General features: G+C 59.7%; 8 protein-coding genes. 7 read left to right on the top strand and 1 reads right to left on the bottom strand.

Going from position 1 to position 12,864, the window contains the following annotated elements:
- Window positions 1–178 precede the first annotated feature (178 nt).
- Window positions 179–1,627, bottom strand: coding sequence for a HEAT repeat domain-containing protein (locus IGS51_RS21645; RefSeq protein WP_297080886.1), 1,449 nt, complete (start codon window positions 1,625–1,627; stop codon window positions 179–181).
- A 335-nt stretch (window positions 1,628–1,962) separates the two neighbouring features.
- On the opposite strand from IGS51_RS21645, the gene IGS51_RS21640 reads away from it, so the two are divergent.
- The 7 genes from IGS51_RS21640 to IGS51_RS21610 all read left to right on the top strand — a co-directional run.
- Window positions 1,963–3,495: a ferredoxin--nitrite reductase gene (locus IGS51_RS21640; protein ID WP_297080883.1), complete on the top strand. Its 1,533-nt coding sequence runs from the start codon at window positions 1,963–1,965 to the stop codon at window positions 3,493–3,495.
- Between the two features lie 202 nt (window positions 3,496–3,697).
- A complete protein-coding gene (locus tag IGS51_RS21635) occupies window positions 3,698–5,026 on the top strand; it encodes a CmpA/NrtA family ABC transporter substrate-binding protein (protein WP_297080881.1) in 1,329 nt (442 codons plus the stop codon).
- A gap of 138 nt (window positions 5,027–5,164) precedes the next feature.
- Window positions 5,165–6,007, top strand: a complete 843-nt coding sequence (gene ntrB, locus IGS51_RS21630) for a nitrate ABC transporter permease (protein WP_297080879.1) — start codon at window positions 5,165–5,167, stop codon at window positions 6,005–6,007.
- A 37-nt stretch (window positions 6,008–6,044) separates the two neighbouring features.
- On the top strand, window positions 6,045–8,045 hold the full coding sequence (locus IGS51_RS21625) for a nitrate ABC transporter ATP-binding protein (protein ID WP_297080876.1): 2,001 nt from the start codon (window positions 6,045–6,047) through the stop codon (window positions 8,043–8,045).
- A 61-nt stretch (window positions 8,046–8,106) separates the two neighbouring features.
- Complete coding sequence (locus tag IGS51_RS21620) at window positions 8,107–8,949, top strand: nitrate ABC transporter ATP-binding protein (protein WP_172358057.1); 843 nt, start codon at window positions 8,107–8,109, stop codon at window positions 8,947–8,949.
- A gap of 178 nt (window positions 8,950–9,127) precedes the next feature.
- Window positions 9,128–11,290, top strand: coding sequence for a molybdopterin oxidoreductase family protein (locus tag IGS51_RS21615; protein WP_297080874.1), 2,163 nt, complete (start codon window positions 9,128–9,130; stop codon window positions 11,288–11,290).
- A 156-nt stretch (window positions 11,291–11,446) separates the two neighbouring features.
- The coding region (locus IGS51_RS21610) for an ABC-ATPase domain-containing protein (protein ID WP_297080872.1) at window positions 11,447–12,864 on the top strand (1,418 nt) is incomplete at its 3' end.

The following is a 12,864-nucleotide window of genomic DNA, read 5'->3' as shown; positions in this document are numbered from 1 at the left end:
TACCGAACCCTGGCATCCAGCGAAAGCGTTTGCGACTGACTCTTGAGGACGATGTTTTGATGATTCTATCGAGTAGCCACGCTAAATTACATCCTCGCGAAGAGGAAAGAGGGAAGGGGGAAGAACGAAGAACGAAGAGGGAAGAACGAAGAGGGAAGAGGGAGGAATGGAAATTGGATTACCACTCTGCGAGGGCGATCGCCAATTCTTGCCGGGTTTGTTCTGAAACTTGATGGTTGTTGGACAGTGCTTCGAGCTGCTGCCGACCCTGGTCGGGGTGAAGCTGCTTGAGGGCGGCGATCGCATGGAGTTTCACGCCCAGATCCGGATCGGTTGCCAGGTGAACCAGGGCATCCAGCGCGTCGAGGTCGCCCAATTTTCCAAGCTGGAGGGCGATCGCCTGTTTCACGGCAGCGGTTTGCACCGCAGGTAGATTACCGTGCAGCAGTTCCACCAGATAGCGGGCCGCCTGCCAGCGCAGTTCTGGAACTTCGACGCGACCCATTGCCTGAATCGTAGCGTGTAGCAGCGGGGCGGATGGGGCTTCCTCACTCCACTGGAGCGCCAGCCGATGCAGATGGTGCAGGGCGGTGGGTGTGCCCATCCAGCCCAGCGCTTGCACTAGCGCCATGCGCTGTGGATGGGTGGTCTGGGGCAAGTGGGCAACGCGGTAGAGCGCGGTGGCGGCCGGATTGGTGCCCAGGCGACCCAGGGCGATCGCCGCTTGCTGGGCCACGCCAGCGTTAGCATCCAGCAGCAGCGGATAGATCAAGCTCACTAGGTCATAGTCCGGCAGCAGGTCTGCGCGAAAACCCAGTTCTGTCACTGCTACCTGGCGCACTGCTGCTGAGGAGTCGCCCAGTGCGGCAATTAGCAGGTCAGGAATGGGGCGATCGCGGGCACTGCCGATGGCCGAGAGCGCAGCGGCTCTCACCTGTGGGTCAGGATCGCGCAGCAGTTTTATCAGCGGCTGAACCACGCCGGGATCTTGAATCTGGGACAGGGTTTTCACGGCCAGCAGGCGCGTGTGGGGAACTTGGAGCAGTTGGGCGAGAGGAGCGATCGCCGCTTTTCCAAAGCCTGCCAGCGCCGCCGCCGCGATCTGCTGCAAATCTTCGGTGGGGGCGGTTTGCAATAGGTGAACCAGCACTGGCAGCACCGCAGGCTGACGAAACTCGCCTAAGATCCGAGCCACAAACCAGCGCGTATCCGGGTCTTCCTCTTCGTCTTGCAGCAGCGCCAGCAGCGGGTCGAGCAGCAGTTGCTTGACGGACTCTGCCGGTTCAGCCGCCAGGGCTTCTAGCCGAGGAAATAGCTTGGCCACGTCCCAGCGGTCTTGAAAGTCGCCCTCACACAGTACAGCGATCGCCCACTGACTCAGCGTTTCCAGTTCTGTTCGAGCGGGGCGGATACCACTGGTCTGCAACTGTTCTTCTAGATGCCCCAAGTGTTGCTGTACCCGCTGCACCAGCAATTCCCAATCGGCGGCGATTTGCGAAGCGCTCCCTGCGGGAATCGCCCCATCCTCTGCCTGCGGAAGCAGCGGGAAGTCCTGCGATTGGGCAGATAAAATACGCGGATTGCTGACCATACTCGTCTGTGCCGCCAGATAGAAAAATGCGGTCAATGCCTTGACTGCTCTTGGATTCTAGCCAGAAGCGCTGGGTTTTGTTGAGTCAGGCTCAGGTTCATTATGCAGGTTGTGCATTGTCGCAATTCGCAAATTTCATGCAACGAAAATTTTTGTAACAGGAGCTACGAATTTTCAGAATTAATGCTTCTAACGTATCAATCATGCAAGGCAATGCAGGCTTGAGTCTTGCGGCGTTAGTCAAGTCTCCGTAGACACAAGTTTTAGACACAAGTTTTAGCCAACACGGGTTCTGATTCCAGGCGTTGAGTCAAAAACGCGGGTCTACGCACAGCATTACTTGCCGTTTCTTCCATCCAAGGTCTCTTGCTATGACCAGTACCGTTCCAGCAGAAACCAGTCTGAATAAGTTCGAGAAGCTCAAGTCCGAAAAAGATGGTCTGGCGGTCAAGTCTGAACTGGAGGACTTTGCCCGTCTGGGCTGGGAAGCGATGAATGAGACCGACCGCGACCATCGCCTGAAGTGGATGGGCGTGTTTTTTCGGCCCGTCACGCCGGGTAAGTTTATGCTGCGGATGCGAATGCCCAATGGCATTCTCACGAGCGGGCAGATGCGGGTGCTGGCGGAGGTTGTCGAGCGCTACGGCGAAGATGGCAACGCCGACATCACTACGCGGCAAAACCTCCAGCTTCGCGGCATTCGGCTAGAAGATATTCCCGATATCTTCCGGCGGTTTGAGCAGGCGGGGTTGACCAGCATCCAGTCCGGCATGGACAACGTTCGCAACATCACGGGTTCGCCCGTGGCGGGCATTGATGCCGACGAGTTGATTGACACTCGCGGGCTGGTGCGAAAGGTGCAGGACATGATCACCAACAACGGCGAGGGCAACCCGTCGTTTACTAACCTGCCGCGCAAGTTCAATATTGCGATCGCCGGATGCCGCGACAACTCGGTACACGCCGAGATCAACGACATCGCCTTTGTACCTGCCTATAAGGACGGACGACTAGGGTTCAATGTGCTGGTGGGCGGGTTCTTCTCGGCCAAGCGCTGCGAAGCCGCCGTGCCGCTCAATGCCTGGGTCGATCCGCGTGATGTGGTGGCCTTGTGCGAAGCCATCCTCATCGTCTACCGCAATCACGGGCTGCGGGCCAATCGCCAAAAAGCTCGCCTGATGTGGCTGATCGACGAGTGGGGCATGGATAAGTTTCGTGCCGAAGTGGAGCAGCAGTTGGGGCATCCCTTGCAAACCGCCGCGCCCAAGGACGAAATCCTGTGGGACAAGCGCGACCACATCGGCATCCACGCCCAAAAGCAGCCGGGGCTAAACTACGTGGGGCTGCATGTTCCCGTCGGTCGGCTGTATGCGCCCGATATGTTTGACCTGGCGAGGATTGCGGAGGTCTATGGCAGTGGCGAAATCCGCCTAACCGTCGAGCAAAACGTGATTATTCCCGACGTGCCCGATTCTCGCGTTGCACCCTTGCTAAAGGAGCCGCTGCTAGAGAAGTTTTCGGTGAGTCCGGGGCTACTCGTGCGATCGCTCGTTTCCTGCACCGGGGCCCAGTTCTGCAACTTCGCCCTGATCGAAACCAAAAACCGAGCAATGGCGCTGATCAAGGAACTGGAATCTGAACTGGAAATTACGCGCCCAGTTCGCATCCACTGGACAGGCTGCCCCAACTCCTGCGGCCAGCCCCAGGTCGCCGACATCGGTCTGATGGGCACCAAAGTCCGCAAAGACGGCAAAGCTGCCGAAGGCGTGGACTTGTACATGGGCGGCAAAGTCGGCAAACACGCCGAACTCGGCACCTGCGTCCAAAAAGGCATTCCCTGCGACGACCTCAAGCCCATCCTGCGGAATCTGCTGATCGAAAACTTCGGCGCACGACCGAAGTAAGTTGCCAGGTGTTTAGAGGCCAGGGGGCAGGTATCGGCGCTTAGCAGCTTATCTTTACCTGATTCCTGACCCGATCCCAAATCCGATCCCTCACTCAGCCAGTTTTTCACCGGATCTTGACACCGGGCGCAACTGGTAGGGGATTTTACATCCCAAAATTTGCCAACTGATTACCCTAACCACAACTTGGAGAACTGAACCTATGTCTAGACTCTCTCGGCGGAAATTTATCTTCACGGCAGGCGTGACGGCAGGCGCAACGATCCTGGCCAATGGATGCAGCGGCGGCTCGTCGCCTTCGGATACCAGCAGCCCGGCCGCCAGCGCTCCGGCCTCGCCCGCACCCGTAGCCGCAGCCGATACACCCGAAGTGACCACGGCCAAACTCGGCTTCATCGCCCTAACCGACTCTGCGCCGCTGATCATTGCCAAAGAGAAGGGACTCTTCGCCAAGTATGGGATGCCCGATGTAGAAGTGCTGAAGCAGGCTTCCTGGGCGGTCACCCGCGACAACCTGGAGTTGGGGTCCGCTGGCGGTGGCATCGATGGAGCGCACATTCTGACCCCTATGCCCTACCTAATGTCGGCGGGCGCGATTACCAAAGGCAATCAGAAAGTGCCGATGAACATTCTGGCGCGGCTGAATGTGAATGGTCAGGGGATCTGCCTTGCCAACACCTACAAGGACTTGAAAATCAGCACTGACAGTGCGCCGCTCAAGGAAGCCTTTACTAAGGCGAAATCTGAGAAGGGCGAGATTAAAGCAGCCGTGACGTTTCCTGGTGGCACGCATGACCTGTGGATGCGCTACTGGCTGGCGGCGGGCGGCATCGACCCTGACAAAGACATTTCGACGATTGTGGTGCCGCCGCCTCAGATGGTGGCCAACATCAAGGTCAACAACATGGAAGCCTTCTGCGTGGGTGAGCCTTGGCCTGCTCAAACGGTCAACCAAGACCTGGGCTATACCGCCATCACGACGGGCGAGTTTTGGGCAGATCACCCTGAAAAATCGCTGACGATGCGGGCTGATTGGGTAGAACAGCACCCCAATGCGGCGAAGGCAATTTTGATGGCAGTGCAAGAAGCTCAGATATGGTGCGATGACATGGCCAATAAGGAGGAGATGTGCCAAATTATCTCCGGGCGAGAATGGCTGAAGGTGCCTGTAGAAGACATCCTAGAGCGGGCCAAGGGCAATTTTGATATGGGGGTGCGCCAGCTCGAAAATAGCCCGCTGCTGATGAAGTTCTGGAACGATGCGGCATCTTATCCGTTTAAGAGCCACGACCTGTGGTTCCTGACGGAAGATATCCGCTGGGGCTACTTGCCTGCTGACACTGACACCAAAGCGCTGATTGACGTGGTGAACCGGGAAGACCTGTGGCGGGAAGCAGCCAAAGCAATCGGGCAGGAAGCTGCCATTCCCGCCAGCACCTCTCGCGGCGTGGAAACCTTCTTTGACGGCGTGAAGTTCGATCCCGAAAACCCGAGCGAGTACTTAAAGTCGCTGAAGATTAAAAAGGTGTAGTGCGGTCGGGGGCAAGTAAGTAATCGAGTAAGTAAAGCTGCTGAGGCATGAAAAATTCTTACTTTATCTTACTTGCCCCTGACTTCTGTTCCCATAGTTCAACCTCTCTGCCCTAAATCCTGATTCTAACCCCTTACTATGACAGCCGAACTCTCTCCTCCCCGCCGTCCTGGGCGATCGCTCTCTTCTAACTTGGGCGCATGGCTTGGCAAGACGATTCGCCGTTCCATTCCAACGGCGATCGCCCTCTTCATTCTCCTGGGCATCTGGCAACTGGTGTGTTCAGGCGACAATGCGCCCCTGCCAGGGCCGATCCAGTTGGTGCAAGATACATGGGACTTGATCATCGACCCGTTCTATCGTGGCAGCGGTACAGATCAGGGCTTGTTCTGGCAAATTGCGGCCAGCTTGCAGCGGGTGGCGGTGGGCTATCTCCTGGCGGCGATCGCTGGCATCGCCCTCGGCATCCTGATCGGCGTAAGTGTGCTGATGTTTCAGGCGATTGATCCCATCTTTCAGGTGTTGCGAACCGTGCCGCCGCTGGCCTGGCTGCCCATTTCCCTGGCGGCCTTCCGCGACTCCCAGCCCGCTGCCATTTTCGTGATTTTCATCACCGCCATCTGGCCCATCATCATCAACACGGCCGTTGGCGTGCAAAACATTCCTCAGGATTACAACAACGTTGCCCGCGTGCTAAAGCTGTCCCGACTCGATTACTTCTTCAAGGTGCTGCTGCCTGCCACTGTGCCCTATATTTTCACCGGCCTCAAGATTGCCATCGGTCTGTCCTGGCTGGCGATCGTTGCCGCAGAAATGCTCACGGGCGGCGTGGGCATTGGCTTCTTTATCTGGGATGCCTACAACAGCGGCAGCAACAGCGAAGTGATCCTGGCCATTATCTACGTGGGTCTGGTGGGGCTGCTGCTCAACGCGCTGATCGGCTTCATTGCCTCCCGCGTCGTGCCCGAAGAACAGAAGTAAGCATCCCAAAATCCAAAATCTAAAATCCAAAATCCCCATGCTGCCATTCGTAGAAATCGACCACGTAGATCAGGTTTTCCCGCTCCCCGGCGGCGGAGAATACATCGCGCTGAAGAATATTGATCTGACGATTCGCAAGGGCGAGTTTATCTCGCTGCTGGGCCACTCTGGCTGCGGCAAATCGACCCTGCTGAACATCATTGCGGGATTGGCGAAACCTGCGGCGGGCGGCGTGGTGCTGGAAGGTCGCCAAGTCACTGAACCCGGCCCCGACCGCATGGTGGTCTTCCAAAATTACTCGCTGCTGCCTTGGCTGACGGTGCGCGAAAACATTGCCCTGGCGGTAAATCGCGTCATGGCAACGGCTTCCAAATCGGAACGCAGCGCCATCGTGGAGCAGCATATCGACCTGGTGAACCTGCGCCACGCGGCCGACAAGCGGCCGGGGCAACTCTCCGGCGGCATGAAGCAGCGAGTGGCGATCGCCCGGGCCCTGGCCATCCGTCCCAAGCTCTTGCTGCTGGATGAACCCTTTGGCGCATTGGACGCGCTCACCCGCAGCAGCCTGCAAGATCAGTTGATGCAAATCGCCGAGGAACATGAACTGACCTGCGTCATGGTGACGCACGACGTAGATGAGGCGCTGCTGCTGAGCGATCGCATCGTGATGCTGACCAACGGGCCAGAATCCTACGTGGGGCAGATCATGGACGTGCCCTTCGAGCGGCCGCGCGATCGCCTGGAGGTGGTGAACCATCCCAGCTATTACGGAATGCGGAGCGAAATTGTCTATTTCTTGAACCAGCAGAAGCAGGCCAAGAAGCGCAAGGCCGCCTTGCAGGTGGGGGCGATCGCCCGCAATGGGTTGGAAAAGGTGAACCTGGAACTGGGCTTTGTGCCGCTGACGGACTGTGCGCCGCTGGTGGTGGCCAAGGAACTGGGCTTTTTTGAGAAATATGGGCTGGAACAGGTGACGCTGAGCCGCGAGCCAAGCTGGAAGGCGATCGCCGAAGGCATCACCAGCGGCCGCCTGGATGCCGCCCAGATGATTGCCGGGATGCCCCTGGCGCTGACCCTGGGCATGGGCGGCAAAGCGTCCGTTCCCGTGACCACCGGCCTGGTCCTCAGCCGCAACGGCAACGCCATCACCCTCAGTCAGCGCTTTTTGCACGACGGCGTGCGGACGGTGGCAGATTTGAAAGCGGCGATCGCCCGCACGCCCGACAAAGTGCCCACGCTGGCCGTCGTTCACCCCGCCTCGATGCACAACCTGATGATGCGCCACTGGCTAGCCACAGGCGACATCGACCCCGACCAAGACGTGAACATTGTCACCATTCCGCCGCCGCAGATGGTGGCCGCACTCAAGGGCGGCGGCATCGACGGCTTTTGTGTGGGCGAACCGTGGAACTCTCGCGCCATTCAGGAAGGACTGGGCTATGCGATCGCCACGGACCTCGACATCTGGCCCGGCCACCTGGAAAAAGTGCTGGGCGTGCGCGAAGACTGGGCAAACCGCTATCCCAAAACCCACATCGCCCTCGTCACGGCGCTGCTCGAAGCCTGCGAATATTGCGACGATCGCCGCAACCGAGAAGCCCTGGCCGAACTCCTCTCCCGCGACGAGTATGTTGGCGCGACGGTCGATCAAATCCGTCCCGGCCTGGTCACGCCCTACGACCGGGGCACAGGCGACGAGCCAGAGCAATTGCTGCGCTATAACCAGTTCTTCGTCGATCGCACCAACTGCCCCTACCGCACCGAGGGTCTGTGGATCATGACGCAGCTTGCCCGCTGGGGCATCACCCCCTTCCCCCGCAACTGGTTCGACATCCTCGACCGCACCCGCCGCCTAGATGTGTTCGGAGCCGCCGCCCGCGACCTGGGCCTGCTGGACACCGAACCCAACCGCAGCCCTATCCACTTTGCCGACGGCAGCGTATTTGACCCCGACGACCCCATCGGCTACCTCCACAGTCTTGCCATCAAGCGCGACGTGCAAGTTGAGGAAGTCAGCATTGATGTCGTGACCGTGTGAGGTGTAAAAAGCCAGCCCTATGCCCCATTCTCTCCTCTCTCTCAACCCTGAATCCCTAACAATGCAGACTCTCGACTCAACCCAACTCCAGCCGCAGCCCGTGCCCATGACCGATGCGTTTTTGATGATCGAGAATGTCTCGAAGGTGTATCCCACCAAAGATGGCGGCACTTACACCGTGCTGGATGGCGTGAATCTGGCGGTGCAGGAAGGTGAATTTGTCAGCATCATCGGCCATTCCGGCTGCGGCAAATCGACCCTCATGGATATGGTGTCGGGCTTTCGCACGCCCTCCAGCGGCGAGGTGCGCCTGCGAAACCAGCGGATCACAGAACCCGGCCCTGATCGCATGGTGGTGTTTCAAAACTACTCGCTGCTGCCCTGGATGACGGCCTACGAGAACGTGTATCTAGGGCTACACGCGGCGCGACCAGAGCTTTCTAAGAGCGAAAAGGCGGCGATCGCCCGCGACCACCTGGCCATGGTCGGTTTGGCCGACGCGATGGACAAGAAACCCCGCGCCCTCTCTGGCGGCATGAAGCAGCGCGTGTCGATCGCCCGCGCCCTGGCCCTGCGCCCGGAGGTGCTGCTGCTAGACGAACCCTTTGGCGCACTCGACCCGATTACCCGCGAGGAACTGCAAGAGGAACTGCTGAAAATCTGGACGGATCACCGCGTCACGGTGCTGATGATTACCCACGACATCGACGAGGCGCTGCTGCTGAGCGATCGCATCGTCATGATGACCAACGGCCCCGCCGCCAAGGTCGGCGAAATCCTCGACATTCCCTTTGCCCGTCCCCGCAACCGCAGCCGCGTCATGGAAGACCCACGCTATTACGAACTGCGGAACGAAGCGCTGGACTTTCTGTATCACCGCTATGCCCATGATGACGTGGGCTGAGTTTGAGGAAATAAAGAGATGACAGGCAATCCGGTTCCCCCCTTAATAAGGGAGACTTTGAGCAGTCCAGTTCCCCCCTTGTTAAGAGGGGCTAGGGGGGATCAAAACTCCAGCGCCCGACCCGATCCCCCTAAATCCCCCTTATTAAGGGGGACTTTGAGAGCAAAGGGATAATCAAGTGAACGATGAAACCCAAATCAAAACCCTCTGTCCCTACTGCGGCGTGGGCTGTGGCCTTGAGGTCGTGCCGTCGCAGGGCAAAGGGGCGTGGCAGGTGCGGGGCGATCGCACGCATCCATCGAGCCAGGGCATGGTGTGCGTGAAGGGCGCAACGGTGGCAGAGTCGATCGGCAAGGATCGGCTGCTGTATCCGATGTGGCGCGAGTCGCTAGAGCAGGACTTTCGGCAAATTAGCTGGGATGAGGCGCTGGAAAAACTGTGCGATCGCCTCCAGACGGTTCTGGCGAGCCAGGGGCCCGACGGCATCTGCATGTACGGCTCCGGCCAATTCGTCACCGAAGATTACTACACCGCCCAAAAGCTGATGAAGGGCTGTTTGGGGACGAATAACTTTGATGCCAACTCGCGGCTGTGCATGTCCTCGGCGGTTTCGGGCTACGGGCAGAGCTTTGGCGCAGACGGGCCGCCCTGCTGCTATGAGGATTTGGAGCAAACGGACTGCGCGGTGATCGTCGGCAGCAACATGGCCGAGTGCCACCCGATCGCCTTCAACCGATTGCGGAAGTATCACAAAAAAACACCCCACGTCCGCCTGATCGTGGTCGATCCGCGCCGCACCCAGACCGCCGACGCAGCCGACCTACACCTGGCCCTCCGCCCCGGTACAGATATTGACCTGTTCAATGGCATCGCCTACCTGCTGATGCAGTGGGGCTATCAACAGCCGGAATTTATTCGGCAGCACACAAACGGCTATGCCGACTACGCCGAGGTGGTGCGCCACTACCCGCCGGACATGGTGAGCGATCGCTGCGGCATCTCTATCTCTGACCTGGAAACTGCCGCCCGCTGGTGGGGCGAGTCGGGGCGGGTGCTGTCGCTGTGGTCGATGGGATTGAACCAGTCGAGCGAGGGCACGGCCAAGGTTCGCAGCCTGATCGACCTGCACCTGCTCACCGGGCAAATCGGCAAACCGGGCGCGGGCCCTTTCTCCCTGACGGGGCAGCCCAACGCAATGGGTGGCCGCGAGGCGGGCGGACTGTCGCACCTGCTCCCCGGCTACCGATTTGTGGCCAATCCCCAGCATCGCGCTGAGGTCGAACACGCCTGGAATCTGCCAGCGGGACAAATTTCGCCCAACCCCGGACGCACTGTGTGGGACATGATTCGCGGGCTAGAGACGGGGGAGGTCGGCCTGTTCTGGATTGCGGCGACGAATCCGGCCGTGAGCCTGCCCGATTTGGTGCGAGTAAAGGCGGCCCTGGGGCGATCGCCCTTCACGGTCTATCAAGAAGCCTATTTCCCCACCGAAACTGCCGAATTTGCCCATCTGCTGCTGCCTGCGACGCAGTGGAGCGAAAAGAGCGGCACGATGACCAACTCGGAGCGCATGGTCACATTGGCTAAAGCTTTCCAGCCCGCCCCCGGCGAAGCCCGCGCCGATTGGGAAATTTTCTGCGAAGTTGGCCGCCGCCTTGGGTTTGCCGCCCAGTTCCCCTTCCAAACCGCCGCTGAAGTTCATGCCGAATTTGTGAAGCTCACCCAGGGCCGCCCCTGCGACATGAGCGGCATCAGTCATGCGCGGCTAGAGCAGGAGGGCCCCTTGCAATGGCCACTGCCCGGCGGTGAGAACCCTGAATCGCAGACCCAGCCCGCCAAGCGCCTCTACACCGACCTACAATTTCACACGCCCGATGGACGGGCCCGCTTTAGCGCCTCTCACTCGCGGGGGCTAGCAGAACCCCCTAACCCCGACTTTCCACTGGTGCTGACGACGGGACGGCTATATGGCCACTGGCACACCCAAACCCGCACCGGACGCACCGAAAAGATTACGCAAATGTACCCCAACCCGTTTATCGAAATTCACCCCCGCGATGCGGAGCCGCTGGGCATTGTCGAGGGAGACGTGGTGGAAGTGCGATCGCGCCGGGGTTGGGCCCGCTTTCCCGCCAAAGTCACTCGGGCGATCGCCCCTGGAACCGTCTTCGTGCCCATGCACTGGGGCGCTCTCTGGGCCGACCATGCCGAAGCCAACGCCCTCACCCATCCCGCGGCCTGCCCCGACTCGAAGCAGCCAGAACTGAAGGCCTGCGCGGTAAAACTGTTGCCAATTCGGGTAGAAACGCCCGTGCGCGAGGAGTTGGGCGTGGTGGGGTAGGGGAGAAGGAAGAACGAAGAACGAAGAGCGAAGAAGGAAGAAGGAAGAAGGAAGAACGAAGAACGAAGAACGAAGAAAAATCCAAAATCTAGAATCTAAGATCGGTACAAGACCCTTCCCTGGGCTGGTCTTGGGCTGGCTGGATAAACAGGCGCTATGGCAAATGATCAGGTGCTGCGGCAAACTTTGGTGCGGCTGGATGGGCTGGGCTACAAGGCCTATAAAGAGATTCAGGGCAGCTATCGGTTTCCGGGCTTTACGCTGCATGTTGACTTTGTGCAGGGCGATCCGTTTGCGGCTCCTAGTCGGCTGCGGGTCGTCGTGCCCCAGGCGGAGGCGGGTTTTCCGACAGAAACGTTCCACTCGCGCAGCCGGGAAATCGCCCTGCGGGATTACCTAACGCGGCAGTTTGGCCAGGCAGCGGCGGCGGTGCGCGAAAAGCGGGGCAGCGGCAACAGCGGCCTGATTGCGATCGCCCCTACCAGTCAATACATCCTGGAGCGATCGGCTCTTTGGGTGTCGGAGGTGGCGGTCGAAGCGCGATTTTGGGTAGGGCTGCCCGCGCGGGGGCGGCAGATCTTGGGGCGCACGGCGGCGGATCTGTTGTGCGACGACCTGCCGCTGATTGTGGGGCGATCGCTCTTTTACTCGGCGTTGAACCCGACTGAACTCCAGCAGCATTTGACCGTGGCAGAAGACACCGACTGGCTGCGCGACCAGTTGGCAGCGCGGGGGCTGGTGGCCTTTGTGCCGGATGGAGCGCTCTTGCCCAGACAGAGCGGCGTAGACGAGCGCCCGCTTCAAGACTCCAGTGCCGTGCGATTTCGCTCGCCTGCGTCGCTGCGGGTGGAGTTCCATCGCCCCAACCAGGGCAGTATCTCTGGCATGGGCATTCCCAAAGGCATTACGCTCATCGTCGGCGGCGGCTACCACGGCAAATCTACCCTGCTCAGGGCGATCGCCCTCGGCATCTACACCGCCATTCCCGGCGACGGACGCGAACATCTGGTAGCCGACGCGGCCGCCGTGAAGATTCGCGCCGAAGACGGCCGCAGCATCACGAGCGTAGACATTTCGCCCTTTATCAACCACCTGCCGCAGGGACGCTCGACGACACGCTTTAGCACCGCAAACGCCAGCGGCAGCACATCCCAGGCAACCAGCATTATAGAAGCGTTGGAGGCGGGGGCGCGGCTGCTGCTAGTAGACGAAGACACCTCCGCTACGAACTTTATGATTCGCGATCGCCGGATGCAGGCCCTCGTCGCCAAAGACAAAGAGCCAATCACGCCCTTGATCGACAAAATCCGCCAGCTTTATCAGGATTACGACCTGTCCACGATCCTCGTCATGGGCGGCAGCGGCGACTATTTCGACGTGGCGGATACCGTCATCGCCATGACCGACTATCAGCCCCAGGACGTGACCCAACAGGCCAGGGCGATCGCCGCTCAGTTTGCCACTCAACGCAGGGCTGAAGGGGGCGATCGCTTTGGTTCACTCGCCCCTCGCGTTCCCCTCCCCAAGCGCCTCGACTCGCCCGAAAAGCGCGGGGAACAATCCTGGTACGGCGG

The organism is Thermoleptolyngbya sp. M55_K2018_002 (genome assembly GCF_015295965.1).
Lineage (GTDB): Bacteria > Cyanobacteriota > Cyanobacteriia > Elainellales > Elainellaceae > Thermoleptolyngbya > Thermoleptolyngbya sichuanensis.
Note: the sequence above shows the minus strand (reverse complement) of the source record. Positions and strands in the feature narration are given on the sequence as shown.